Here is a 23942-nt window from a genome sequence, read left to right on the forward strand (position 1 = left end):
GTGCGCACGCTCCTGGTCACCGGCACGGGCGGCGCCGGGCGTACGACGGTCGCCGCCGCCACGGCCGTGGCCGCGAGCACGCCCGGGCGGCGTGTGCTGCTGCTCTCCACCGACCGCGACGCCTCCCTCGACGGGGTGCTGGGCCCGGTGCCGCCCCCGTCCGGGGACGGCGGCGGTCCGCAGCCGGACGGGACGGCGCCCCTGCCCATCGCGCCGGTCGGGTCCGTACCGGGTCTGTGGGCCGCGCGCGTCGACGCGGCCGCCGCCTTCCGGGCCGACGCCGGGGCCGTCCAGCAACGCCTGGGCTCCCTGCTCGACCTGCTCGGCGCGGCCCCGCTGGACCCCGAGGAACTGACCGAACTCCCCGGCGCCGACGCCTTCGCGCTGCTGCGCGCCCTGCGGGACACCGCCGGCGGCTGGGACTTGGTGGTCGTCGACCTCCCGCCGGTCCACGACGCCCTCGCCGCACTCGCGCTGCCCGCGCAACTGCGCCGCTACATCGCCCGGCTGGTCCCCCAGGAGCGGCAGGCCGCCCGCGCCCTGCGCCCCGTCCTCGCCCAGCTCGCCGGTGTGCCCGCGCCGGGCGCCTGGGCCTACGAGGCCGCCGCCCGCGCCGACCGGGAACTGGCCGGTGCCCAGGCCGTGATCGAGGACGCCGCCACGACCGTCCGGCTCGTCGTGGCCCCCGGCACGCACGCCGCCGACGCCGTGCGCCGGGCCCGCACCGGACTGGCCCTGTACGGCCACCGCCTCGAGGCCGTGGTCGCCAACCGGATGCTGCCCGCCGAGTCCCCGGACCCCTGGCTGACCGAACTGGCCGCCCACCGCCGCAAGGAAGTGCGCGCCCTGCGCGCGGAACTCGCCGGAACGCCCACCGCGCTCCACGAACTGCCCCACCTCGGCCGGGAACCGCGCGGCGCCGAGGACCTCGCCCGGCTCGCCGCGCAGCCGCCCGCCGACGCGCCCGAGGGCCCCGCCGCGTCGCCGTGGACCACCGAGGACCGGCTCGCCGCCGAGGGCCACTTCCTCTGGCGGCTGCCCCTGCCGGGCGCGACACGCGACACCGTCGACCTCGTACGCCGCGGCGACGAACTCGTCGTCGACGCCGAGGGATACCGCTGCATCCTCCCGCTGCCCTCCGCGCTGCGCCGCTGCACCGTGGCCGGTGCGGCGCTCCGCGACGGCGCGCTGCAGGTCCGGTTCGCCCCGGATCCCGGTCTTTGGCCCCGCTGAGCGCTGAAAGTGCCGCCCCCGTTCGGGTACCGTCGTGGGTATCAAGCCCGGAGCCTTACGGAGCCACCATGAGCGAATCCACGGACCGCGCGGGCCGCCCCGACACCGATTCAGACGCCTGGGCCAAGGCGAGCGCGGAGGACACCGCCGCGGAGAACGCCCGCCGGCGGCAGCAGAGCGGACAGACCCCCGGCAGTGCCGGCGAGGAGCTGCGGCGTCTCGCGGAAGCGGTCACCGACCGCCTGTCGATGCTCCGCACCCCCGCCGCCGAGATGGCGGCGCAGGGGCTGATCTCGCAGGTCAAGCAGGCGGTTGAGCCGATCGTCGAGCGCAACCCCGAGGTCTTCGACCACCTCGCCGCCGCGGGCGCCGAACTGCTGGCCGCCTACCGCGCCGCGGTGAGCGGGCAGGAACGACGCTGGACCTCCGGCGGGGACACGCCGCCCAGCGAACGCATCGACCTGGACTGAACGGCGCGACGCGGACCCGGGACGAGCATCGGGCCCGAACAGGGCGCGGGTCGCCCTCCGGTACGGTTGGACACAGCGGGGCTCGACCGAATACTGAGGGATACATGGGACTCACCATCGGCGTCGACATCGGCGGCACGAAGATCGCGGCCGGCGTGGTCGACGAGGAAGGCTCGATTCTCGAAATCGTCAAGGTGCCGACCCCGCAGACCTCGGAGGGCGTCGTCGACGCCATCGCGAGCGCGGTGCACGACGTCAGTGTCGGCCACACGGTCGAGGCCGTCGGCATCGGTGCCGCCGGCTACGTCGACGACAAGCGTGCCACGGTGCTCTTCGCGCCCAACATCCGCTGGCGCCACGAGCCGCTGAAGGACAAGGTCGAGCAGCGCGTCGGACTGCCCGTCGTCGTCGAGAACGACGCCAACGCCGCCGCCTGGGGCGAGTACCGCTTCGGTGCCGGCGCGGGCCACGACGACGTCATCTGCATCACCCTCGGCACCGGGCTCGGCGGCGGCATCATCATCGGCAACAAGCTGCGCCGCGGCCGCTTCGGCGTGGCCGGCGAGTTCGGGCACATCCGCATGGTGCCGGACGGTCTGCTGTGCGGCTGCGGCAGCCAGGGCTGCTGGGAGCAGTACGCCTCCGGCCGGGCATTGGTGCGCTACGCCAAGCAGCGGGCCGTCGCCCAGCCGGAGAACGCCACCCTGCTGCTGTCGCTCGGCGACGGCACGCCCGAGGGCATCCAGGGCCAGCACATCAGCCGGGCCGCGCGTGACGGGGACAAGGTCGCGATCGACTCCTTCCGCGAGCTGGCCCGCTGGGCCGGCGCCGGGCTCGCCGACCTGGCCTCGCTCTTCGACCCCTCCGCCTTCATCGTCGGCGGCGGTGTCTCCGACGAGGGCGAACTCGTCCTCGAGCCCATCCGCAAGTCCTTCCGCCGCTGGCTGGTCGGCGGCCAGTACCGGCCGCACGCCCAGGTACTCGCCGCCCAGCTCGGCGGCAAGGCCGGCCTCGTCGGCGCCGCCGACCTCGCCCGCCAGGGCTAGCCCCGGCGGTCACCCGCCCGGCACCGGTGCCCCCGTCACTCCCGGCGAAGGAGTGACGGGGGCGCCCGGCTTCCCGGCCGGGCACACGCCGCCCCCGCGCGACCGCGCCGCCGCTACAGTGAGCCCGTGAGCGAGGGCCCGCTGCCGGAGCTGCCGGCGTCCCGTACCGAGCCGGACGGCTCCGCCGTCGTCCGCGTGCTGAGCTACAACATCCGCTCCATGCGGGACGACACCGCGGCGCTCGCCCGGGTGATCCGCGCCTGCGACCCCGACCTCGCGCTGATCCAGGAGGCACCCCGCTTCTTCCGCTGGCGCAAGGCCGTCGCCCGCCTCGCCCGCGCCTGCGGCCTGGTCGCCGTCACCGGCGGGGCCAGCGCCACCGGCCCCCTCGTGCTGTCGTCCCTGCGGGTGCACGTGGAACGCGCCGAGGACGTCCTGCTGCCCCGCACACCCGGTCTGCACCGGCGCGGCTTCGCCACCGCCGTCGTGCGCGTCGGCGGCGCCCGCCTGTCCGTCGTCAGCTGCCACCTCTCGCTGCAGGCCCGCGAGCGCTACGACCAGGGCGGCATGCTGCTGGACCGGCTCGCCGCCATGGGCGAGCCGTACGCGGTCGTCGGCGGCGACCTCAACGACCGCCCCCACGGCCGCACCTTCCGCCGGCTCGCCGACGACCTCCAGGACGCCTGGGCGGCCCGGCCCTGGGGCGGCGAGTACACCTCCACCCCGTACGACCCGCACCAGCGGATCGACGCGATCTTCACGACCCCCGGCATCGAGGTCCTCGGCTGCGGGGTGCCGCACGGCCTGCCCGGCATCACCCCGTACGACCTGAGGGCGGCCACGGACCACCTCCCGGTCCTGGCCGCCCTCAAGGTGCCCGCGTCCGCCTGACGGCGGCGCCGGTCAGACCACGGCGCCGCCGCCCGGCAGGTCGTCGTCCTCGTCGCCGCCCGGACGCATGCGCGTCACCAGGGTGGCGAAGCCGCCGAGGAAGCCGCCGACGCCGACGGTGAGCGCCCACCACGGCATCGGCTCCTGGAAGAGGACGAAGCCGAAGATCAGCAGCGGGCCGCCCACGGCGGCCAGCCATGCGAACTTCGTCGTCACGTCCGCCTCCGGCAGCGGCGGCGGCTCCGGCGGCTCGTAGTGCCCCTCGTCCGCGTCCTCGTCGAGTGCGTAGTCACGGGGACCGGACAGCACGGGGTGGATGACGATGCGCGTCGCGTCCGGCGCCGCGGGCAGCGCGGACGGGTCCGCCGTGCCCTCGCTCCCGTCGCGCTCGCCGTCGGCCCCGCCCTCGCCGTCCCGCTCCGCGGCCGGGACGTCCTCGGCCTCGGGCCAGGAACCCGTCCCGGGCTCGGGGTCCTTCTCGTACGCCGCGACGATCTCGGCCCACGCCGACTCCTCGTCCAGCGGCGCGCGCTCCGGCTCGCCGCCCTCCGGCACCTGGCGGCGCTCCTCCTCGGGCTCAGCCACTGGCCGCGTCCTCCTTCTCCGCCCGCTCTCCCGCACCCGACAGCCGCTCGACGAAGGCGTACGACTCCTCGAAGACCGTCTCCGCGTCGTGGTCCAGCGTCGCGACGTGGTAACTGCGCTCCAGCACCGTCTCCGTGACGTCCGTCGACGACACCCGGCTCAGCACGACCGCCGAGTTCGACGGGTGCACCACGTGGTCGACCCGGCTGTGCAGCAGCAGGAGCGGCTGCGTCACCTGCGGCAGCTCATGGCGTACCAGCGTCCAGAAACGGCTCAGCGAGTGCACCGCCCGCAGCGGGGTGCGGTCGTAGCCCACCTCCTGCGAGCCCTCCTTCGCGATGTCGCTCGCGATGCCCGGCACGGTGGGGACGAAGTGGCGCAAGAGGGGAACGACCTTCAGCTGATGGCTGTCGGCCTTGACCGAGGGGTTGACCAGGGCGATGCCACTGACCGCGGCGCCGTGCTGCGCGGCCAGCCGCAGGGTCAGGGCCCCGCCCATCGACATTCCGAAGACAAACACGCGGTCACAGCGCTCGGACAGCGCGCGGAATTCCCGGTCCACCTCCGCGTACCAGTCCTCCCAGCCGGTCAGCTGCATGTCCTGCCAGCGCGTGCCGTGCCCCGGCAGCAGCGGTACGGACACGGTCAGGCCCCGCTCGGCCAGGTACTCGGCCCACGGCCGCATGGACTGCGGTGTGCCGGTGAATCCGTGGCACAACAGGACGCCGACCTTGCCGCCGTCGTGGCGGTAGGGCTCGGCTCCGGGCATCAGCGGCACCGTGCGTCTCCTGTTCGGTGGAATGCGCGAAAAGCGATACCTCACAGTACGCGGACGGCCGACACCGGGGGAGAGCACCGGCGGATCTGGCGTTAAGGTCTTCCCGTCAGACACAGGAGGTCATCGGTTGTTGTACGGCGTGATGAAGATCGCCATCGGGCATCCCCTGCGGGCCGCGTTCCGGCCGTGGGTGGAGGGGATGGAGCACATCCCCAAGCAGGGAGCGGCGATCCTGGCGAGCAACCACCTGTCCTTCTCGGACTCCTTCTTCCTGCCGGCCGTGCTCGACCGCAAGGTCACCTTCATCGCCAAGGCCGAGTACTTCACCACGCCCGGCATCAAGGGCAAGCTCACCGCCGCCTTCTTCAAGGGCGTCGGCCAGCTCCCCGTGGACCGCTCCGGCGCGCGCGGCGCCGGCGAGGCCGCGATCAACAGCGGGATAAAGGTCATCGAGGCCGGCGAGCTCTTCGGCATCTACCCCGAGGGCACCCGCTCGCCCGACGGCCGCCTCTACCGCGGCAAGCCCGGCGGCCTGGCCCGCATCGCGCTCGCCACCGGCGCGCCCGTGATCCCGGTCGCCATGATCGACACGGAGAAGATCCAGCCGCCCGGCCAGGTCATGCCCAAGCTGATGCGCCCCGGCATCCGGATCGGCAAGCCGCTGGACTTCACCCGCTACATGGGCATGGAGCACGACCGCTTCATCCTGCGCTCGGTCACCGACGAGGTGATGTACGAGATCATGAAGCTCTCCGGCCAGGAGTACGTGGACATCTACGCGACCGCCGCCAAGCGGCAGATCGCCGAGGCGGCGAAGAAGCAGCAACAGCACGGCGAGTCCTAGCCGGACGCGCCCGGGGGAAACGGGGGGACGGCCCATGGCCGGGGAGAAGACCGGCGCGACCGGGGGGAGACCCGGCGGGTCCGCCGCCGCGCGGCCCGCACGCGTCGCCCGCATGTCCGTCGAGCAGCCGCTGTGGCGCGCCCTCACCGGCTACCGGCTGCTGACTGCGGCGTACGCCATCGGGCTCTACGCCGCCGCCTACCACGAGCACGCACACCCCCTGGCGGGCGCGGCCTACATGGCGGTGCTCGCCGTGTGGACGCTGGCCACCGTCGGCAAGGTGAGCTCGCCCCAGCGCTGCACCAGGCCCTTCCTCATCGTCGACCTCGGTGTCGCGATCACCGGCATCCTCATCACCCCGGTCGTCGAGGCGCACCAGCGCATCCTCGACGGCGGGCCCACCCTCCCGTCGATCTGGACCGCCGGCTCCGTGCTCGCCTTCGCCATCAAGGGCGGCTGGCGCTGGGCGGCCGCCGCCTCCTGCCTCGTCGGCGGCGCCAACCTCGTCGAACGCGGCGCCCCGGCCCGCGACACCCTCCACAACGTGCTGCTGGTGGCCATCGCCAGCATCGCCATCGGGTACGTCGTCGAGGTCGCCCGCGCCAGTGAACGCACCCTCGCCCGCGCCCTGCAGATCGAGGCCGCCACCCGCGAGCGGGAGCGCCTGGCTCGCGACATCCACGACAACGTGCTGCAGGTGCTCGCCATGGTGCAGCGGCGCGGGGCCGAGATCGGCGGCGAGGCCGAGGCCCTGGGCCGCATGGCGGGCGAACAGGAGGCCGCCCTGCGCGCCCTGGTCACCGACGGCGCCGCCGCCCTGCCGTCCCCCCGCGGTGCCACCGGCACCGACGCCGACGCCGACGCCGACGCCGAGGCCGAGGCCGGCGCCGGCCAGGACCCGGACGCGCCCCGCGACCTGCGCCCGCTGCTCTCCCCGTACGGCAGTGCCCGGGTCACCGTCGCGGCCCCCGGCACCCCCGTCCTCGTCCCGGCCCGCGCGGCACGTGAACTCGCCGCCGCCGTGGGCGCCGCCCTGGAGAACGTCCGCCGGCACGCCGGTGAGGACGCCCACGCCTGGATCCTGGTCGAGGACGAACCCGAGGCCGTACTGGTCAGCGTCCGCGACGACGGCCCCGGCATCCCCGAAGGCCGCCTCGCCGCCGCCGAGGCCGAGGGCAGGCTCGGGGTCGCCCAGTCCATCCGCGGCCGGCTCCGGGACCTCGGCGGCACGGCGGAACTGGTGTCGGTGCCCGGGCAGGGGACAGAAGTCGAGTTGAGGCTCGCGAAGTGAGGGAGGAGATTGGGGTCATGGCGGTGAAGGTGATGGTGGTCGACGACCACCCCATGTGGCGGGACGCGGTGGCCCGCGACCTCACCGAGGCCGGATACGTGGTGGTCGCCACCGCCGGCGACGGTCCGGAGGCGGTACGGCGCGCCAGGGCGGCCATGCCCGAGGTGCTCGTCCTCGACCTCAACCTCCCCGGCCTGTCAGGTGTCCAGGTCTGCAAGGACGTCATCGCCGACAACCCCGCTCTGCGGGTGCTGGTGCTCTCCGCCAGCGGCGAGCACGCGGACGTCCTGGAGGCCGTGAAGTCCGGCGCCACCGGCTACCTGCTGAAGTCCGCCGGCCGCGAGGAACTCCTCGACGCCGTCCGCCGCACCGCCGTCGGCGACCCCGTCTTCACCCCCGGCCTCGCCGGCCTCGTCCTCGGCGAGTACCGCCGCCTCGCCTCCGACCCCGCTCCCGTCGCGGCCGACACCCCCGAGGCGCCCCGCCTCACCGACCGCGAGACCGAGGTCCTGCGGCTCGTCGCCAAGGGGCTCAGCTACAAGCAGATCGCCGAACGGCTGGTCATCTCCCACCGCACCGTCCAGAACCACGTCCAGAACACCCTCGGCAAGCTCCAACTCCACAACCGCGTCGAACTCGTCCGCTACGCCATCGAACGCGGACTGGACGAGGAATAGCCCCGACGCCGCCTTCGGGGGCGCGCCCGTTCCAGTGCCGCGCGCCGCCCGGAAGGGTGAAATCGGCGGACCAACATCCCCGCGGATCAAGGGATTTCACCGAACGGCCCATCCCACCTGTGACGCCGGTCACGCTAGCGTCGTGGACGCAGGCAAATGGTGCGAACGGGAAGGGATGGATCATGCGAGTTGGCGTGCTGACCGGCGGCGGAGACTGCCCCGGGCTCAACGCGGTCATCCGTGCCATCGTGCGCAAGGGTGTCCAGGAGTACGGATACGAGTTCACCGGTTTCAGGGACGGCTGGCACGGTCCCCTCGAGGGCGACACCGTGCCGCTCGACATCCCCGCCGTGCGCGGCATCCTCCCGCGCGGCGGCACGATCCTCGGCTCGTCCCGCACGAACCCGCTCAAGGCGGAGAACGGCGTGCGCCGCGTCAAGGAGAACCTCGCCAAGTACGAGGTCGACGCACTCATCGCGATCGGCGGCGAGGACACCCTAGGCGTCGCCACCGCCCTGTCGGACGAGTACGGCGTCCCCTGCGTCGGCGTGCCCAAGACCATCGACAACGACCTGGCGGCCACGGACTACACTTTCGGCTTCGACACCGCCGTCAACATCGCCACCGAGGCCATCGACCGCCTCCACACCACCGCCGAGTCGCACATGCGCGTCCTCGTCGTCGAGGTGATGGGCCGCCACGCCGGCTGGATCGCCCTCCACTCGGGCCTCGCCGGCGGCGCCAACGCCATCCTCATCCCCGAGCAGCGCTTCGACGTCGACCAGGTCTGCGCCTGGGTGGAGAGCCGCTTCAAGATCCGCTACGCACCCATCGTCGTGGTCGCCGAGGGCGCCATGCCCAAGGACGGCGACATGGTGCTCAAGGACCAGTCGCTCGACTCCTTCGGCCACGTCCGGCTCTCCGGCGTCGGCGAGTGGCTCGCCAAGGAGATCGAGAGGCGCACGGGCAAGGAGGCCCGCACCACCGTCCTCGGCCACATCCAGCGCGGCGGCACCCCCAGCGCCTTCGACCGCTGGCTCGCCACCCGCTTCGGCCTGCACGCCATCGACGCGGTCCGCGACCAGGACTGGGGCAAGATGGTCGCCCTGCGCGGTACGGACATCGTCCGCGTCCCGCTGCGCGACGCGACGGCCCAGCTCAAGACGGTCGATCCGCGGCTCTACACCGAGGCGGCGGTCTTCTTCGGGTAAACACGGCGTTTCCCCGGCGCCGTCTGCGCTTTCCCCGCTTGCCATGGGCGATCACGCGGCCGTACATTCCCTGCACCCGGCTTGTCCGGCCGCTTCGTTTATCCCCCTTGAGCACATGAGGAGCGCCCGGCATGACGGGTGTACTGGCGGTCGCAGGCGGCACCGCATCCGGCAAGTCCACCCTTGCCGAGGCCCTGTCGCTGCAGTGTCCCGAGAGCATCGCACTGGTCCATCTGGACGACTACTACGTGCCCGCGCACGATCCCCTCAGGGGCGTGTGGACGGTCAGCGCCGGCGGGCACGCCATCCTCGACTGGAACCACCCCGGCTCCATCGACGAGGCCGCCGTCAGCGCCGCGATCGACGCGGCGCTGACGCGGCCCGGCGTGCGCCTCGTGGTGGTCGAGGGCCTGTTCGCCCTGACCCTGCCGTCGGTGCGGGAACGGGCGGACTGGCGGGTGTACGTGGACGCCCCCGACGACGTCCGGCTGGCCCGCAAGATCCTCCGCAAGATCGAGGTCCAGCGGCAGGACCCGCGGCTGTCCCTGCTGAACTACCTGCAGAGCGGGCGGGACCGCCACGTCGCCCACGTCGCCCCCTCGCGGGCGCTGGCCGACCTCGTGGTGGACGGCCTCAACGAGGGCCCCGACATGGTGGCGGCGGTCCTGGGTCTCATCGGCCCGCTCCTGTCGCCCGTCCCCGCGCCCGTGCCCGACCCGGTCCCCGCCGCCCGCCCCCGCCGGCCCCGCGCGGTCACCCCGCGGACGCACCAGCTCCCGGCGGCCGCGGTCTGACCTGCCGGGGCCGCGTGCGGGGCGGCGGGTCGCGGGCGTCAGCCCGCCACCGTGACCCCCGCCAGGAGGTCCGCCACGATCGCCGTGCCGCCCAGCGTGAGCACGGACTCGGGGTGGAACTGGACGCCCGCGAAGCCCGGGCCGCGCAGGGCGTGGACGTCGCCGGTGGCGGGGTCGCGGCTCAGTTCGATGCGGTGCATGGCGAGCTCCTCCGCCGTGGCGTCGTCGCAGCGGGCGGTGAAGGAGTTGTAGAACCCCACGGTCTCCGCCTTCCCGAACAGGTCGACGGATGTCTGCGCGCCCTGGAAGGGGACGTCCTTGCGGACGATGTCGAGGCCGAGTTCGGCGGCGATCAGTTCGTGGCCGAGGCAGACCCCGAGCAGGCCGTGCCGGTGGCCGCGGACGAGTCCGGAGGCGAGGCCGCGCAGGAGGGCCATCTTGGGGTCGCCGGTGTCGGACGGGTCGCCGGGGCCCGGACCGAGGACGACCGGGCCCTGGTGCGCGAGGGCGGCCTCGTGCAGTCCCGGGGCGTCGAAGCGGCGCACGGTGACCTGCAGCCCGGACGACCTCAGCACGTGCGCGAGCATCGCGGTGAAGGTGTCCTCGCCGTCCACCACGAGGGCGTGCCCGGTCAGCGTGCCGGGCTGCTCCGCGGTGCGCATGCGCAGCCAGAACGGGGCCAGGTTCCGGCGGCGTCCGTCCAGCGCGGCCCGCACCCGGATGTCGTCGCCGAGCGGTGGCCGGTCCGCAGCCTGGCCCTGCGCCCGTCCGGGCCGGACCCCCAGCGCGGCCAGCACGGCCGCCGCCTTCGCGTGCGTCTCGGCGACCTCCGCGTACGGGTCGGAGCGCCGCACCAGGGTCGCGCCCACCGGGACCTTCAGGCCGCCCGCGGCGTCGACGTCCGCGGTGCGGATCAGGATGGGCGAGTCCAGGGTCTGTGCCCCGCCGGCGTCCCGCCCGATCAGGGCGAGGGCGCCGGCGTAGTAGCCGCGGCCGCCCGGCTCGTGGCGCTCGATCACCCGGCAGGCGTTCTGCACCGGCGAGCCGGTCACCGTCGCGGCGAACATCGTCTCGCGCAGCACGTCCCGCACGTCCATGCTGCTGCGGCCGCGCAACTCGTACTCGGTGTGCGCCAGGTGCGCCATCTCCTTCAGGCGCGGGCCGACGACGACGCCGCCGAGGTCGCCGACGGTGCACATCATCTTCAGTTCCTCGTCGACCACCATCGTCAGCTCCTCCACCTCCTTGGCGTCCCGCAGGAAGGCGAGCAGCCCCTCCGCGTCCGGCCCCTGCGGGGGGTAGCGGTAGGTGCCGCTGATGGGGTTCATGACGACCGTGCCGCCGGCCATCCGCACGTGCACCTCGGGGCTCGCGCCGATCAGGGTCCGCTCCGGGGTCCGCACCACGAACGTCCAGTAGGCGCCGCGCTCGCCGTCGAGCAGCCGGCGGAACAGGGCGAGCGCGTCGGCCGCCGCGAACCCCGGGACCTCGCCGCGGAAGGTGCGCCGGATGACGAAGTTCGCGCCCTCGCCGCGCCCGATCTCGTCCTCGATGACGCGCTCCACGATCCCGGCGTACGTGTCGTCGTCGACGTCGAAGGCCCCGCCCTCCACGCGCACCGCGTGCGCGGGCAGGGCCGCCATGAGCTCGGGGAGCGGCAGCTCGTACGCCTCACGGGGGCGCAGCACGACCAGCGGCGTCCCGTCGTCGCGCACGTCGAAACCACGCTCCCTGATCTGGCGGTACGGCACCAGCGCCAGTGCGTCCACCGCGGGGCGCTCCCCTTCGGGTGCCCCGGTCGGCAGCGCGATGTCGGTCAGCCGCTCCGCCGTCGTGACCGGGCCGAGCAGCACTTCGACGGTGTCCGTGTCCCGGCCGGGCGCTCTGCGCCTGAGCAGCGCGAAGGGCGGGCACGCGGGGTCCAGCAGCCGTTCGACGAGCGCGGCGGCGGGGGGTGCGGCGGCGGGATCGTGGTTCTCCACGGCGGTTCCTTCCGGTCTTCGGCGAGGGAAGGGACGGCCGCGCAAACACCGAAGGCCGCCCCTCGGGCGGCCTGAGCGTCTGGCTGTGCGTACGCGCTGCTAGTGGGCCGCCGGATCCGCGGTCCACCACCACTGCAGGTGCGTCTGCTGCGCGTACATGTTCCGCACCCTAACGCATCCGTCCACGACGCGGCGGCCGCGTCTCACGCTTTCGGGGCATCGTGGGGACGTAGGGCCCCGGTACTCTCGGGGATGCGTCCGGAATCCCGTCCATGGGAGGAACCATGACCGCCGAACCGCTGCCGGCCTGGGCGATTCCGCCGCGTGGCGGCTTCACCTCGGACGACCTGGACCGCATTCCCGACCTCCCGCCGCACACGGAGTTGATCGACGGGAGCCTGGTGTTCGTGAGCCCGCAGAAGAGCTTTCATTCGCTGGCCATGTATCTGCTGGAGCAGGGCTTGCGAGCGGCGGCCCCGGAGGACCTGCGGGTGCGGCGGGAGATGAGCGTCGTGCTGAACCGGCGCAACCGGCCCGAGCCGGATCTGGTGCTGGTGCGGGCCGAGGCCGCGAGCGACGGCGCGGACGAGACGGGGTACCAGGCGGCCGACGCCGTGCTCGTCGTGGAGGTGGTCTCACCCGACTCCGAGGAGCGGGACCGCAAGCGCAAGCCGCAGCTGTACGCCGAGGCGGGCATCCCGCACTTCTGGCGGGTCGAGAAGGGCGAGGGCCGGCTCCCCGTCGTCTACGTCTTCGAACGGGAGCCGGCCACCGGCACCTACGTCGCCACCGGCATCCACCACGAACGCCTCAAGGTGTCCGTGCCGTTCGCCGTGGACATCGACCTCGCGGAGATCGAGCGGCTGTAGCCGCCGCCCCTCACCTCACCAGCCGCCACAGGGACGCCCACTGCCTCGCCGTGAGGTCCTTGGGGAGGGCGTGCGGGGGGACGCGTTCGGCACGTAGCCAGTCGCGCAGCGCCGTGCGGTCGAAGTGGCCGGTGCGGGCGAGGACTTCGCGCAGGCCGCGGCCCGGGCCGGTGAACACCCGCTGGACGAAGGCCTGGTAGGCCCGGCGGTCGCCGGTGACGAGCGGCTGCGGGCGCCGGGTCATGGTCAGCAGTCCGCCGTCGACGGAGGGTGCCGGGCGGAAGGCGCGGGCGGGGACGCGGGAGTGGAGGGTGAAGTCGTACCAGGGCCACCAGGAGGCGGTGAGCATGCTGGCGCCGCCGACGCCCGCGCGGCGGCGGGCGACCTCCCACTGGACGAGCAGCACCGCGCACTCCCACCGGTCGGCGGCCAGGACGCGCCGCATGATGGTGGTCGTCAGGTGGAAGGGCAGGTTGCCGACGATCACGTGCGGTTCGCGCGGGAAGCGGTAGCGCAGGACGTCGGTGGTGACGACGTGCGCGCCGCGCGGGAGCCGCCGCCGCAGGCGCTGTGCACGCCCGGGGTCGATCTCCACGGCCGTGAGGGGGCGGCCGGTGCGGCTGAGGGGGAGGGTCAAGGCGCCGTCGCCGGGGCCGATCTCGACGATGGGTCCGCTGGTGGCGGCGACGAGGGCCTCGATGGAGGCGATGACGGTGCGGTCGGTGAGGAAGTTCTGGCCGAGCTCGTGCCGGCCGCCCACCATGGACCGGTGGTGAGGCATGGGTGTGCACTCCGCGACATGAGAGGTTCCGACGATGGACCCGATGCCGCGGCGAAGAGCGCCGCGGCTATGCCCGGCGCAGCCTGATGTAGTAGGTGCAACCCATGGCCGCACGGTATCCCGGCCCCGTTCGCTTCCGCACGCGGTTTTCCGCGCTCTCCGTGTGGACGCGCGCGTATGGGACGGAGCGTCCGGGCCATGTTCCGTCTCACCGGGCGCGGCTTCACTGGTCGCATGACCTCCCGAGACGCCGTCCTCGTCGCGGCCACCATCGCCGTCGGCCTCATGGCCGGGCTCTTCTTCGCCTTCTCCGTCGCCGTCATGCCGGGTCTGGCCAAGGCGGCCGACCGTACGCTCGTCGACGCCATGCAACGCATCAACGTCGCCATCCAGAACGGCTGGTTCCTGCTGGTCTTCGGCGGTTCGCTGCTGCTGTGCGCCGCCGCGGTGGCGCTCTGCCTGCGCGACGGAGGCCGCGGTCCGCTCCCGTGGGTGATCGCCGCGACCGTGCTCTACCTGGGGGTGCTCGTCGTCACCTTCGGCGTCAACATCCCGTTGAACGACCGGCTGGACGCGGCGGGCGACCCCGGGAGCCTCGCCGATCCCGCCGCCGTGCGCGAGCGGTTCGAGGCGGCCTGGGTCCGCTGGAACCTGGCGCGCACGCTCCTGTGCACGGGGGCGCTGGGCTGTCTGGGCCAGGCGCTCGTCCTCAGCGGCCGCGCCGCCGTGGAAGCGGCGCGTCGCACAGGGCGCATGTGAAGTCGTCGTCCTTGACGAGGTTGCGCTCGCCGCACCGCGGGCAGTGCCGGAAGACGACCGCCCGGGTGAACCAGCCGGGGCGGGTGAGCCCCGCCCGGTCGAGGGCTTCCGCCAGCGCGGGCCAGGACGCCTCGGGGTCGGGGCAGTAGCCGGTCGACTGGTTGCCGACCTCGGTCACCTCCCACCCGCCGTCCTCCCGCGCGGCGAACGTGATCTCCCCGGCGGCCGGCACGGGCCCGCCCCCGGCGCACGCCACGTGCTCGCTGCGGCGGGGCGCCAGACGGAGCGTGCCGGTCGGGTCGACGACGTAGGTGAAGGGCTCCTCGCGTTCGGCGGCGGCGGTGCCGTCCAGCCACTCCCGGACGCCGTCCGGTGACCGCACCGCCCGGCCCGCCGCGTCGAACCGCACCACGGCGGCGCGGATGTCGTCCGGTCCCACGTACGTGAACGCCTCCGGCGGTGTCGGCATGACGGCGGCCCCTCCTGTCCGGGCTTCGGTGTGCGGGCCGAGCGTATGACCCCGGGCGCGGGCCGTCTCACTGGGTGGACTCCGCGGTGGTGGCGTGGGCCGCACGCGCCGTCGCCGTACGCCGGGCGGCGCCGGCGCGCGGGGCCGGGGAGGGCTCGCCCTCCGGGCCCCGCGGGCCTGCACCGGGCGGGTCGGACGGGGCTCCGAGGGGGTCACTCAGTCGTCTCATCCTCTGGTCCGATGCGCAAAGGAACGGACACGACCACGTAATGTGGGCTGCGTGACCGTGAACGCTGAAACCCACGCCGGGCGCCAGACCTGGCGCTCACTGCCCGCGGCGCAGCAGCCTGAGTACCCCGACCCCGAGGCTCTGCGCGAAGTGATCGCGGACCTCGAGTCGTATCCGCCGCTCGTCTTCGCAGGCGAGTGCGACCAGCTGCGCGACCGCCTGGGGGCCGTGGCCCGTGGTGAGGCGTTCCTGCTGCAGGGCGGCGATTGCGCGGAGGCCTTCGACCAGATCGGGGCCGACCAGATCCGCAACAAGCTGAAGACGCTGCTGCAGATGGGCGCCGTCCTCACCTACGCCGCGTCCGTGCCGGTCGTGAAGGTGGGCCGGATCGCCGGTCAGTACAGCAAGCCGCGTTCGAAGCCGACGGAGACCCGGGGCGGGGTGACCCTCCCGACCTACCGCGGCGACTCGGTCAACGGCTTCGAGTTCACCGAGGCGGCCCGCGTGCCGGACCCGGAGCGGCTCAAGCGCCTGTACAACGCGTCCGCCGCGACGCTGAACCTCGTCCGGGCCTTCACCACCGGCGGCTACGCCGACCTGCGTCAGGTGCACGCCTGGAACCAGGACTTCGTGAAGTCCTCGCCGTCCGGGCAGCGCTACGAGGCCCTGGCCCGGGAGATCGACGGCGCGCTGAACTTCATGCACGCCTGCGGCGCGGACCCCGAGGAGTTCAAGACCGTCGAGTTCTACGCCTCGCACGAGGCGCTCCTGCTCGACTACGAGTCGGCGCTGACCCGCGTGGACTCCCGCACCGGCCGGCTGTACGACGTGTCCGGCCACATGGTCTGGATCGGTGAGCGCACCCGTCAGCTCGACCACGCGCACATCGAGTTCGCCTCGAAGATCCGCAACCCGCTCGGTGTGAAGCTCGGCCCGACGACCACGCCCGAGGAGGCGCTGGCGCTGATCGACCGGCTGGACCCGGACCGCGAGCCCGGTCGGCTGACCTTCATCACGCGCATGGGCGCCGGCAAGGTGCGCGAGCTGCTGCCGAACCTGGTGGAGAAGGTCACGGCCTCGGGCGCGCAGGTCGCCTGGGTGTGCGACCCGATGCACGGCAACACCTTCGAGGCGGCCTCGGGTCACAAGACGCGCCGTTTCGACGACGTGCTCGACGAGGTCAAGGGCTTCTTCGAGGTGCACCACGGCCTCGGCACCCACCCGGGCGGCATCCACGTGGAGCTCACCGGCGACGACGTGACCGAGTGCGTGGGCGGCGGTGACGAGATCTTCGTCGACGACCTGCACCAGCGCTACGAGACGGCCTGCGACCCGCGGCTCAACCGCAGCCAGTCGCTCGACCTGGCGTTCCTGGTGGCGGAGATGTACCGCGGCCAGTAGCGGCGGCCGTCCCTGCGGACCCTGAGAGGGGCGCGGATCACATCGATCCGCGCCCCTCGTCGGTTTTCAGCCACTCGCCCGGCGGGTAAGGTTAGGTTAACCTCAGGCCGGGATCGAGAGAGAGGGGAACCGCGTGTACGTCTGCTCATGCTTCGGCATCACCGAAGAGCAGGTCAAGCAGCATGCGGACGCCGGCCGCTGCACCCCTCGCCAGATCGCCTCCGCCTGCAAGGCGGGCACGGACTGTGGTTCCTGCGTGCGCCGGATACAGGCGCTTCTCGGCCGCGGCGACGGCTGTGCCACCCGTACGAAGCTCGACACGGCGAAGCCCGGAGCGCCCGCGGAGCCCCTCGGCGCCCCCGCGCCGGCCTCCCTGCCAGTCCCGCCCGCACTGCCGGTCGTGGTCCCGCTGCCCGCGGCGGCCAGCGCCGCCTGAACGGCTGCGGCCCGGCCGGCGGCCGTCAGCTGTCGGGCTGCTCGACGAGCTGGGCGATGTACAGCGGCTCCCCGAGCTTATCGATGAGTTCGAGCTGGGTGTCCAGGTAGTCGATGTGGTGCTCCTCGTCGGCGAGGATGTCCTCGAAGATGTTGGCCGACGTGATGTCGCCCTTCGTCCGCATGACCTCGATGCCGCGCCTGAGGCGGTCGATCGCCTCGACCTCGACCTGGCGGTCGGCCTGGAACATCTCGGTGACGGTCTGCCCCACCCGGACGTGGAAGAGCCGCTGGTAGTTCGGCAGTCCGTCGAGGAAGAGGATGCGGTCGGTCAGCACCTCGGCATGCTTCATCTCGTCGAAGGACTCGTGCCGCGTGTACTTGGCGAGCTTCGTCCAGCCCAGGTTCTCCTGCATCTTGGCATGCAGGAAGTACTGGTTGATCGCCGTCAGCTCGCCCGTCAGTTGCTCGTTCAGGAACTCGATGACCTCGGGGTCGCCCTGCATGGCAAGCCCGTCCTTTCCGGAGGAATCCACACGATGGGCGCATCTTCGCACCGCCGGTGGAAGCGATCCAGTAAGTTCACACTTACTCCGGTGGCCCGGGTTGTCATACTTTGACCTGGTGCTGGTCGGTGGCACTGCATCCGGTCTGTCACCATGGACGCATGGGTCAGTCCGAACGCCGCGAAGGGGAGCTTCCTCCCGGACAGCGGCTCCAGCGGGGCTGGCCGGTCACCCACTACGGTCCGGTGCCCAGGTTCAAACCCGAGCGCTGGGAGTTCCAGGTCTTCGGCGCCACGGCGGACGGCGGCAAGCGTGCTTGGGGCCACGAGGAGTTCGCCGCGCTGCCGTACACGACGGTCACAGGCGACTTCCACTGCGTGACCAAGTTCAGCATGCTCGGCGTCGAGTGGGGCGGTGTCTCCACCGGCGAGATCCTGCGGCTGGCGCCGCCCGCGCCGGACGTCACGCACGTCATGGTGTGGGCCGAGTACGGCTTCAGCTCCAACCTGCGGCTGGCGGACTTCGCCGACCCCAAGTCGATATTCGCGACCCACCGCGGCGGCGAGCCGCTGACCGCGGAGCACGGCTTCCCCGCCCGGCTCGTCGTGCCCCACCTCTACGCCTGGAAGGGCCCCAAGTGGGTCAGGGGCGTGGAGTACATGACGTCCGACCGCCGCGGCTTCTGGGAGGAGCGCGGCTACCACAACCTCGGTGACCCCTGGAGCGAGCAGCGCTACTCGTACCAGGAGGAGCCCGGCGACGGGCCTGAGCTGTAGCCGCCGGGCCTCCGCCGCGGGTCAGTGGTACCGGTGCACGACCGCGTGTCCCTTGCCGCGGCCGATCATCCACTTGTTGACGGGTGTGGTCACCAGGAAGGCGACCACGAAGGCCAGCGCGAGGCTGATCCAGAACAGCGCGTCCGACAGCGTGGCGTCCATCGCGCCCGGGAACAGCAGGATCGTCCCGTTGTCCGCGAGTTCCATGAAGACGATCGAGACGGTGTCGGCGGCGAGCGCCACCCGTACGGCGCTGCGCAGGTCCAGGCCGGCCCGCAGGACGCCGCGCATGGTGAGCGAGTAGCCGAAGACGAAGGCCAGGACGATCGCCAGGGTCATCGTCGGGACGTTGTGCCAGCCGAGGGCCGTGCCGATCAGCATGCCGAGGACCTCGCCGATCGCACAGCCGGTGAGGCAGTGCAACGTGGCCTGGACGGCGGTGCCCCAGGAGGCCGGGCCGGTGTGGTGGGCCGCCGTGTGGTGCTCGTGCTGGGACGGCTCGTGGTGGGACTGATGCCGTTGGGAGTGCTCGACGTGCTGCATCCTGTGTCCCCCAGGGATGAGTGCGGGTGTCGTGCGTGCTGGAGCCTCAACGCAGTACCCCCCGGGGGTATTCCCGCCGATCCGGTCAGGCCGGACGCAACGACTTCAGCACGGCCACGTCCGTGGCCATCCCGGTGCCCTTGGGGCCGCCGTTCGGCGTCTCCACGACCAGCGGCACGCCCTGCGTGGCGGGGTGCCGGAACAGCTCCCCGAAGGCGGTGGCACCGATGTGACCGGCGCCGATGTTCTCGTGGCGGTCCTTGTGGGCGCCGGCGACGTCCTTGGAGTCGTTGGCGTGGACGAGCTTCAGCCGCCCCTCGCCGACCGTCGCCACCAGCTCGTCCAGGACGGCCTTGACCCCGCCGGCCGCCGCGAGGTCGTGCCCGGCCGCGAACACATGACAGGTGTCCAGACAGACCCCCAGCCGTGGGTGGTGGTCCAGGGCGTCGAAGTACGGGCCCAGGTCCTCCACCAGCGAGCAGAGCGAGAAGCCCTGCCCCGCGGTCGGCTCCAGCAGCAGCCACGGGTCGTCGTCGTGCGTCAGCTCCTCCAGCAGCGGCAGCATCCGCTGCCGTACCTGCGCCAGCGCGGTGGCCCGGGAACGGCCGCCGGTCGCCGACCCGGTGTGCACGACCGTGCCCAGGGCGCCGATCGCCCGCCCGCGGCGCAGCGAGTGACGCAGCGAGTCCACCGAGTGGTCGACGGTCGCCTCGGTGTGCGAGCCGAAGTTGATCAGGTACGGCGCGTGGACGTACGCGGGGAGTCCCCGCGCGGCGCAGCGCTCGCGGAACTCCTCGTCCTGGCGCGGACTGCCGGGCGGGGTCGCCCACCCGCGGGGGTTGGCGACGAAGACCTGCACGGTCTCGGCGCCCATCCGCGCGGCCTCCGCCAGCCCGGTGGTGGCCAGGCCCCCGGCCACGGCGACATGGCCGCCGACGGGGTTGCGGAGCGCGGCGGCGGCGCCGCCATCGGACGTGACTATCGCACCCACAGTGTGATCGTGCTGCCCTTCGGTGCCTCGGTGCCGCCGGCGGGCGACTGGTTGTTGACCTGGCCGGTGAAGAAGAACTGGATGACGCGCACGTCGAAGCCCGCGGCCTCCAGCTTCGCCTTCGCCTTGTCGACGTCCAGGCCCTGCACGTCAGGTACCACGACCATCTCCTGGCCCTTGGAGACCTGCAGCGTGACCGTGTCCCCGGCCGCCAGCCGCGTGTTCGCGCCGGGCGTCTGCCCGGCGACCGCGCCCTCGTCCGCCTGGTCGGAGTAGACCTGCCGCGGGTCCACCTTGACCCGCAGCCCGGCGTCCTCCAGCTGCCGGCGGGCGTCCTCCAGCGGCTGCCCGACCACGTCGGGGGCGTCGACGGGCGCGCCCTTGCTCACCACCAGCGACACGGCCGAGTCCGGCCGGCGGCTCGCGCCCGAGCCGGGGTCGGTGGAGATCACCCGGCCCCGCGGCACCTCGTCGCTGAACTCCCGGGAGACCGTCCCCGGACTCAGTCCGGCGGCCTTCAGGCGTCGCTTCGCCTCCGCCAGCTCCTCGCCCACCACGCCGGGGACCTTCACCCGCTCCGGGCCCTTGGACACGGTGATCGTCACCGTGCCGTTGTCGCGGATGCGCTCGCCGGTGCCCGGGTCGGTGGAGGCCACCTTGCCCTTGGTCATGGTGGGGTCGAACGCCTCGACGACCTCGACCCGCAGCCCGGCGTCGCGCAGCTGGCGCTCCGCCTGCGCCTGCGGCAGCCCGACGACGGCGGGGGTCCGGGTGAACTGGCCGTCGTTGATGTACCAGACGCCCGCGCCGACGCCGAGGATCAGCAGCAGGGTCGTCACGACGGCGATCGCCCCGGGACGCCGCCGGGGCCGGGTCGCCGTCCGGGACGCCGCCCGGGGCTGCTGCCGGGTCGGCTCGGGCGAGAACTCCAGGCGCGCGGTGCGGTGCACCACCGTCGTCGGTTCCTCGGCGCCGGCCGGTGCCGCGGGGGCGTGCGCGGGGGTCCGCGCGCCCGGCGGCACCAGGTCCAGCTGCTCGGGCGTCATGCCCTGGCGCACCGCGTGCAGCCGCCGCAGCAGCTCCGCGGCGTCGGCCGGACGCCGGGCGGCGGCACGCGCGGTCGCCTCGGCCACCAGCGCGTCCAGCTGCGGGGGCAGCCCGGGGGAGGCGGCGGACGGGGCGGGCACGTCCTCGTTCAGCAACTGGTAGACCACCTGCACGGGCGTCCCGCCGGTGTGCGGCTTGCGGCCGGTGAGCATCTCGTAGAGCAGCACCCCGCACGCGTACACATCGGTGCGCTCGTCGGTCGTGGGGCTCTCGACCTGCTCCGGCGCCATGTAAGAGACCGTGCCGAGGACTCCGCCGGCGGAGGTGTTGGTGTGCGTGCCCGCGATCCTGACCAGGCCGAAGTCCGCCACCTTGACGCGGCCGTCGTCGCCTATGAGGACGTTCTCCGGCTTCATGTCGCGGTGCACCAGCCCCGCGCGGTGCGCCGCGCCGAGCGCGGCCAGGACGGGCTCCAGGATGTCCAGCGCGGCGCGGGGCGGCAGGGCGCCGCGGTCGCGCAGCACGTCGCGGAGGGTGCAGCCCGCGATGTACTCCATGGCCAGGTAGACGTAGGTGCCGTCGGCGCCCTGGTCGTAGACCTGCACCACATTGGGGTGGTCGAGGCGCGCCACCGTCTTCGCCTCGCGGATGAAGCGCTCCACGAAGCCGGGCTCGGCGGAGAGGGCGGGGTGCATGACCTTCAGGGCCAGCACCCGGTCCAGGCGGGTGTCCAGCGCCCGGTACACCGTCGCCATGCCGCCGACCGCGATCCGGGACTCCACCCGGTAGCGGCCGTCGAGCGTCTGCCCGACGAGCGGGTCCTGAAGCGTCGTATCCACGAAGGTGCAGTTTACGGTGCCGACATGACCCTTCTGGGCTAAGCCGCCCAAGTTGTACCTCACCCGTGCGGTACCGCGACCGCCCCATGACCCGCGCTGCCGTGTGCCACGGGGCGGGAGCGGCCCCGGTCCGGCGCGGGCCCCGCAGGTCGTGGCACGGTGCCCGGGCCGGGGTCAGCAGGCGCCGAAGGCGGGGCGCTCGGGGTCGAACGTGGCGAGTCCCACAGCCGGCGAGGACGCGTTCGCGTGGTGGCGGCGGGGGATGCGCCCCGCCCGGTAGGCCAGGCGCCCGGCGTCGACGGCGTGCCGCATGGCCTCGGCCATGAGCACCGGTTCCCTCGCCCGGGTGACGGCGGAGGCCAGCATGACGGCCGCGCAGCCCAGCTCCATCGCCAGGGCCGCGTCCGAGGCCGTCCCGGCACCCGCGTCCAGGATCACCGGCACCGTCGCCCGCTCGACGATCAGTTCGAAGTTGTGCGGGTTGCGGATGCCGAGCCCCGATCCGATGGGCGAGCCCAGCGGCATGATCGCCGCGCAGCCCGCGTCCTCCAGCTTCCGGGCGAGCACCGGGTCGTCGTTGGTGTACGGCAGCACCGTGAAGCCGTCGTCCACGAGGGTCTCCGCCGCGTCCAGCAGTTCCACCGGGTCCGGCAGCAGGGTGCGCTCGTCGGCGATGACCTCCAGTTTCACCCAGTCCGTGCCCAGCGCCTCGCGCGCCAGGCGGGCGGTGAGGATGGCCTCGCCCGCGGTGTAGCACCCGGCGGTGTTCGGCAGCACGCGGATGCCGTGCCGGGCGAGCACGGACAGCACGGAGCCCTTGACCGTGGGGTCCAGCCGCCGCATGGCGACCGTGGTCAGCTCGGTGCCGGAGGCCAGCAGTGCCTGCTCCATCACCTCCAGGCTGGGCGCCCCGCCCGTGCCCATGATCAGCCGGGATCCGAAGGCGGTGCCGCCGATGGTGAGCGGGTCGTCGGCCATGGGGGTCAGCCTCCCTGGACTGCGGTGAGGACCTCGACGCGGTCGCCGTCGCGGAGCGGGGTCGCCGGCCACTGGGCGCGGGGGACGACCGTCTCGTTGAGCGCGGCCGCCACTCCGGACGGGGCGACCGTCAGGGTCGCGACGAGGCGGTCGAGGGTGACGCCCTCGGCGACCTCCCGCGCCTCGCCGTTGACGGAGACGGACAGAAGGAGGGGCGCGGTCATGCGTGCTGCTCCTGGAGGGTGAAGCGGTCGGGGGAGAAGGGCCGGGCCTGCGCGGGGACTTCCGACCCGGTCAGGACCTCGGCCATCACGTCCCCGGTCAGCGGGGTCAGCAGCACGCCGTTGCGGTGGTGGCCGGTGGCCAGCACCAGGCCGTCCAGCGCGCCGCGGCCGAGCACCGGGGCGTTGTCGGGCGTGCCGGGGCGCAGGCCCGCCTGCGTCTCGGTCAGCGGGAGTTCGGTGATGCCGGGGATCAATTCGTGGGCGTCGCGGAGCAGTTCGTACACCCCACCGGCGGTGACGGTGGTGTCCCAGCCCATCTCCTCGCTGGTGGCGCCGACGACCAGCTCGCCGTTCTCGCGCGGCACCAGGTAGACGTGACCGCCGCGCACCACGGCCCGTACCGTCCGCGACAGGAACGGCGCGTACGCCGCCGGCACCCGAAGCCGCAGCACCTGCCCCTTCACCGGCCGTACGGGCGGCAGCGCCCGTGCGGGCAGCCCCTCGACCCGGCCGCTGAGGCTCCCGGCGGCCAGCACCACCTGCCCGGCGGCGATCCGGGTCCCGTCCTCCAGGACCACCCCGCGGGCGCGGTCGCCCGTGACGTCCACCCGTGCCACCCGCGACCGCCGGAACTCCACCCCGGACAGCTCGCAGGCGCGCACCAGCGCCGCGGCCAGCCGCCGCGGGTCGATCTGGTGGTCGCCGTCGACCCGCAGCCCGCCGTGCACGCCGGGGGCGAGCATCGGCTCCAGGCGGCGGCACTCGCGGCCGCTGAGCCACTGCGACGCCAGGCCCAGGGACTCCTGGAAGGAGTGGAGTTCGCGCAGCTGCGCCCGGTCGTCGGCGTCGAGGGCGACGGCGAGGGTGCCGCACGTGCGGTAGCCGAGGTCCAGCCCCGTCGTCTCCTCCAGCTCGGCCACGAAGGACGGATAGCGGCGGGCCGCCGCGAGGTTGAGCTCCAGCAGCGGCTGCTCGCCGTACTGCACCTCCGTGACCGGTGCCAGCATCCCCGCGGCCACCCGGGCGGCCCCGCCGCCCGGTTCGGGGTCCGCGACCGCCGTGCGCAGGCCACGCCCGCGGGCCCGCCACGCGGTGACCAGTCCGATGATCCCGCCGCCGACCACGACGACGTCATGACGGTGCATGATGTTCCCGCTCCTCCCTTCGCCGGCATGACCCGGATCAGGTTCGTACGGTCGGCGGCCGCTCCAGCCGCCCTCTCAGCCCGGTGCGCCGGGCTCCCGCGAGTGCTCCTGAACCACCTTAGTACGCGCCATCCACGGCGAGTAGGGC

The 23942-nt window shown here is 73.3% G+C and carries 26 protein-coding genes and 1 riboswitch; of the genes, 14 read left to right on the plus strand and 12 right to left on the minus strand.

Translation table 11 applies throughout. From position 1 onward, the window contains the following. From ACFYYN_RS10945 to ACFYYN_RS10960, 4 genes are all read left to right on the plus strand, one after another. Positions 1–1233 carry an ArsA family ATPase gene (locus ACFYYN_RS10945; RefSeq protein WP_500545505.1) on the plus strand — a complete coding sequence of 411 codons (1233 nt, stop codon included), beginning with the start codon at positions 1–3 and terminating at the stop codon, positions 1231–1233. Positions 1234–1301: 68 nt separating this feature from the next. Further along, positions 1302–1703 carry a DUF5304 family protein gene (locus tag ACFYYN_RS10950; protein ID WP_500329896.1) on the plus strand — a complete coding sequence of 134 codons (402 nt, stop codon included), beginning with the start codon at positions 1302–1304 and terminating at the stop codon, positions 1701–1703. Between the two features lie 104 nt (positions 1704–1807). After that, positions 1808–2749 carry an ROK family glucokinase gene (locus tag ACFYYN_RS10955; RefSeq protein ID WP_500329895.1) on the plus strand — a complete coding sequence of 314 codons (942 nt, stop codon included), beginning with the start codon at positions 1808–1810 and terminating at the stop codon, positions 2747–2749. A 126-nt stretch (positions 2750–2875) separates the two neighbouring features. Beyond that, positions 2876–3640 carry an endonuclease/exonuclease/phosphatase family protein gene (locus tag ACFYYN_RS10960; protein WP_500545506.1) on the plus strand — a complete coding sequence of 255 codons (765 nt, stop codon included), beginning with the start codon at positions 2876–2878 and terminating at the stop codon, positions 3638–3640. A gap of 12 nt (positions 3641–3652) precedes the next feature. On the opposite strand, the gene ACFYYN_RS10965 is transcribed toward ACFYYN_RS10960, so the two are convergent. Next, positions 3653–4225 carry a hypothetical protein gene (locus ACFYYN_RS10965; RefSeq protein WP_499511400.1) on the minus strand — a complete coding sequence of 191 codons (573 nt, stop codon included), beginning with the start codon at positions 4223–4225 and terminating at the stop codon, positions 3653–3655. Next, positions 4218–5003: an alpha/beta hydrolase gene (locus ACFYYN_RS10970; protein ID WP_499511399.1), complete on the minus strand. Its 786-nt coding sequence runs from the start codon at positions 5001–5003 to the stop codon at positions 4218–4220. Before ACFYYN_RS10970 ends, ACFYYN_RS10965 begins: the two co-directional genes overlap by 8 nt. Before the next feature lie 127 nt (positions 5004–5130). Between ACFYYN_RS10970 and ACFYYN_RS10975 the strand changes: the two genes are divergently transcribed. From ACFYYN_RS10975 to ACFYYN_RS10995, 5 genes are all read left to right on the plus strand, one after another. Beyond that, positions 5131–5847 (plus strand): lysophospholipid acyltransferase family protein, encoded by a 717-nt coding sequence (locus ACFYYN_RS10975; protein ID WP_500545507.1) that lies wholly within the window; start codon positions 5131–5133, stop codon positions 5845–5847. A 34-nt stretch (positions 5848–5881) separates the two neighbouring features. Then, complete coding sequence (gene macS, locus ACFYYN_RS10980; protein WP_500545508.1) at positions 5882–7138, plus strand: MacS family sensor histidine kinase; 1257 nt, start codon at positions 5882–5884, stop codon at positions 7136–7138. Positions 7139–7155: 17 nt separating this feature from the next. Beyond that, positions 7156–7815 (plus strand): response regulator, encoded by a 660-nt coding sequence (locus ACFYYN_RS10985; RefSeq protein WP_500329889.1) that lies wholly within the window; start codon positions 7156–7158, stop codon positions 7813–7815. Between the two features lie 182 nt (positions 7816–7997). After that, positions 7998–9026, plus strand: a complete 1029-nt coding sequence (locus tag ACFYYN_RS10990) for a 6-phosphofructokinase (protein WP_499511397.1) — start codon at positions 7998–8000, stop codon at positions 9024–9026. Between the two features lie 131 nt (positions 9027–9157). Next, a complete protein-coding gene (locus ACFYYN_RS10995) occupies positions 9158–9820 on the plus strand; it encodes a uridine kinase family protein (RefSeq protein ID WP_500545509.1) in 663 nt (220 codons plus the stop codon). Positions 9821–9858: 38 nt separating this feature from the next. Here ACFYYN_RS10995 and ACFYYN_RS11000 read toward each other — a convergent pair whose 3' ends face one another. Further along, positions 9859–11802 carry an anthranilate synthase family protein gene (locus tag ACFYYN_RS11000; RefSeq protein WP_500545510.1) on the minus strand — a complete coding sequence of 648 codons (1944 nt, stop codon included), beginning with the start codon at positions 11800–11802 and terminating at the stop codon, positions 9859–9861. 284 nt (positions 11803–12086) lie between these two features. Here ACFYYN_RS11000 and ACFYYN_RS11005 point away from each other — a divergent pair, with 284 nt between their 5' ends. After that, positions 12087–12671, plus strand: a complete 585-nt coding sequence (locus ACFYYN_RS11005; RefSeq protein WP_500545511.1) for a Uma2 family endonuclease — start codon at positions 12087–12089, stop codon at positions 12669–12671. 10 nt (positions 12672–12681) lie between these two features. On the opposite strand, the gene erm is transcribed toward ACFYYN_RS11005, so the two are convergent. After that, positions 12682–13434: a 23S ribosomal RNA methyltransferase Erm gene (gene erm, locus ACFYYN_RS11010; protein ID WP_500545713.1), complete on the minus strand. Its 753-nt coding sequence runs from the start codon at positions 13432–13434 to the stop codon at positions 12682–12684. 252 nt (positions 13435–13686) lie between these two features. Between erm and ACFYYN_RS11015 the strand changes: the two genes are divergently transcribed. Further along, complete coding sequence (locus tag ACFYYN_RS11015; protein ID WP_500545512.1) at positions 13687–14211, plus strand: anthrone oxygenase family protein; 525 nt, start codon at positions 13687–13689, stop codon at positions 14209–14211. Here ACFYYN_RS11015 and ACFYYN_RS11020 read toward each other — a convergent pair. Next, the gene (locus ACFYYN_RS11020; RefSeq protein ID WP_500545513.1) at positions 14162–14680 is read right to left on the minus strand and encodes a hypothetical protein; all 519 of its coding nucleotides are present in this window, start codon (positions 14678–14680) and stop codon (positions 14162–14164) included. The genes ACFYYN_RS11015 and ACFYYN_RS11020 overlap by 50 nt on opposite strands. A gap of 280 nt (positions 14681–14960) precedes the next feature. Between ACFYYN_RS11020 and ACFYYN_RS11025 the strand changes: the two genes are divergently transcribed. Both ACFYYN_RS11025 and ACFYYN_RS11030 read left to right on the plus strand, forming a co-directional pair. Beyond that, on the plus strand, positions 14961–16310 hold the full coding sequence (locus ACFYYN_RS11025) for a class II 3-deoxy-7-phosphoheptulonate synthase (protein ID WP_499511392.1): 1350 nt from the start codon (positions 14961–14963) through the stop codon (positions 16308–16310). A 133-nt stretch (positions 16311–16443) separates the two neighbouring features. Further along, positions 16444–16746, plus strand: a complete 303-nt coding sequence (locus tag ACFYYN_RS11030; RefSeq protein ID WP_500545514.1) for a (2Fe-2S)-binding protein — start codon at positions 16444–16446, stop codon at positions 16744–16746. Between the two features lie 25 nt (positions 16747–16771). Here ACFYYN_RS11030 and bfr read toward each other — a convergent pair whose 3' ends face one another. Beyond that, positions 16772–17251, minus strand: coding sequence for a bacterioferritin (gene bfr, locus ACFYYN_RS11035; RefSeq protein ID WP_500545714.1), 480 nt, complete (start codon positions 17249–17251; stop codon positions 16772–16774). Positions 17252–17412: 161 nt separating this feature from the next. Here bfr and ACFYYN_RS11040 point away from each other — a divergent pair, with 161 nt between their 5' ends. After that, positions 17413–18027, plus strand: coding sequence for a sulfite oxidase-like oxidoreductase (locus tag ACFYYN_RS11040; protein ID WP_500545515.1), 615 nt, complete (start codon positions 17413–17415; stop codon positions 18025–18027). Between the two features lie 21 nt (positions 18028–18048). On the opposite strand, the gene ACFYYN_RS11045 is transcribed toward ACFYYN_RS11040, so the two are convergent. From ACFYYN_RS11045 to thiO, 6 genes are all read right to left on the minus strand, one after another. Next, complete coding sequence (locus tag ACFYYN_RS11045) at positions 18049–18570, minus strand: DUF4396 domain-containing protein (protein WP_500545516.1); 522 nt, start codon at positions 18568–18570, stop codon at positions 18049–18051. Between the two features lie 85 nt (positions 18571–18655). After that, positions 18656–19561 (minus strand): deoxyribonuclease IV, encoded by a 906-nt coding sequence (locus ACFYYN_RS11050; RefSeq protein ID WP_500545517.1) that lies wholly within the window; start codon positions 19559–19561, stop codon positions 18656–18658. Further along, positions 19549–21447, minus strand: a complete 1899-nt coding sequence (pknB, locus tag ACFYYN_RS11055) for a Stk1 family PASTA domain-containing Ser/Thr kinase (RefSeq protein ID WP_500545518.1) — start codon at positions 21445–21447, stop codon at positions 19549–19551. Before pknB ends, ACFYYN_RS11050 begins: the two co-directional genes overlap by 13 nt. A gap of 174 nt (positions 21448–21621) precedes the next feature. Beyond that, positions 21622–22425 (minus strand): thiazole synthase, encoded by an 804-nt coding sequence (locus ACFYYN_RS11060; protein WP_500545519.1) that lies wholly within the window; start codon positions 22423–22425, stop codon positions 21622–21624. Between the two features lie 5 nt (positions 22426–22430). After that, positions 22431–22649 carry a sulfur carrier protein ThiS gene (gene thiS, locus ACFYYN_RS11065; protein ID WP_500329873.1) on the minus strand — a complete coding sequence of 73 codons (219 nt, stop codon included), beginning with the start codon at positions 22647–22649 and terminating at the stop codon, positions 22431–22433. Further along, positions 22646–23794 carry a glycine oxidase ThiO gene (gene thiO / locus ACFYYN_RS11070; protein ID WP_500545520.1) on the minus strand — a complete coding sequence of 383 codons (1149 nt, stop codon included), beginning with the start codon at positions 23792–23794 and terminating at the stop codon, positions 22646–22648. The genes thiS and thiO overlap by 4 nt, the downstream gene beginning before the upstream one ends. Next, a riboswitch (TPP riboswitch) is annotated at positions 23791–23904 on the minus strand. It overlaps the preceding gene by 4 nt. Positions 23905–23942: the final 38 nt, after the last annotated feature.

The sequence above is a fragment of the Streptomyces sp. NPDC001902 genome, from assembly GCF_042891295.1.
Classification (GTDB): Bacteria; Actinomycetota; Actinomycetes; order Streptomycetales; family Streptomycetaceae; genus Actinacidiphila.

What these genes read in the sequence shown, in the direction of transcription:
- ACFYYN_RS10950 (WP_500329896.1), top strand. Translation starts at nt 1,302, where the DNA reads ATGAGCGAATCCACGGACCGCGCGGGCCGCCCCGACACCGATTCAGAC.
- ACFYYN_RS10955 (WP_500329895.1), top strand. Translation starts at nt 1,808, where the DNA reads ATGGGACTCACCATCGGCGTCGACATCGGCGGCACGAAGATCGCGGCC.
- macS (WP_500545508.1), top strand. Translation starts at nt 5,882, where the DNA reads ATGGCCGGGGAGAAGACCGGCGCGACCGGGGGGAGACCCGGCGGGTCC.
- ACFYYN_RS10985 (WP_500329889.1), top strand. Translation starts at nt 7,156, where the DNA reads ATGGCGGTGAAGGTGATGGTGGTCGACGACCACCCCATGTGGCGGGAC.
- ACFYYN_RS10990 (WP_499511397.1), top strand. Translation starts at nt 7,998, where the DNA reads ATGCGAGTTGGCGTGCTGACCGGCGGCGGAGACTGCCCCGGGCTCAAC.
- ACFYYN_RS10995 (WP_500545509.1), top strand. Translation starts at nt 9,158, where the DNA reads ATGACGGGTGTACTGGCGGTCGCAGGCGGCACCGCATCCGGCAAGTCC.
- ACFYYN_RS11005 (WP_500545511.1), top strand. Translation starts at nt 12,087, where the DNA reads ATGACCGCCGAACCGCTGCCGGCCTGGGCGATTCCGCCGCGTGGCGGC.
- erm (WP_500545713.1), bottom strand. Translation starts at nt 13,434, where the DNA reads ATGGTGGGCGGCCGGCACGAGCTCGGCCAGAACTTCCTCACCGACCGC.
- ACFYYN_RS11015 (WP_500545512.1), top strand. Translation starts at nt 13,687, where the DNA reads ATGACCTCCCGAGACGCCGTCCTCGTCGCGGCCACCATCGCCGTCGGC.
- ACFYYN_RS11020 (WP_500545513.1), bottom strand. Translation starts at nt 14,680, where the DNA reads ATGCCGACACCGCCGGAGGCGTTCACGTACGTGGGACCGGACGACATC.
- bfr (WP_500545714.1), bottom strand. Translation starts at nt 17,251, where the DNA reads ATGCAGGGCGACCCCGAGGTCATCGAGTTCCTGAACGAGCAACTGACG.
- ACFYYN_RS11040 (WP_500545515.1), top strand. Translation starts at nt 17,413, where the DNA reads ATGGGTCAGTCCGAACGCCGCGAAGGGGAGCTTCCTCCCGGACAGCGG.
- ACFYYN_RS11045 (WP_500545516.1), bottom strand. Translation starts at nt 18,570, where the DNA reads ATGCAGCACGTCGAGCACTCCCAACGGCATCAGTCCCACCACGAGCCG.
- ACFYYN_RS11060 (WP_500545519.1), bottom strand. Translation starts at nt 22,425, where the DNA reads ATGGCCGACGACCCGCTCACCATCGGCGGCACCGCCTTCGGATCCCGG.
- thiS (WP_500329873.1), bottom strand. Translation starts at nt 22,649, where the DNA reads ATGACCGCGCCCCTCCTTCTGTCCGTCTCCGTCAACGGCGAGGCGCGG.
- thiO (WP_500545520.1), bottom strand. Translation starts at nt 23,794, where the DNA reads ATGCACCGTCATGACGTCGTCGTGGTCGGCGGCGGGATCATCGGACTG.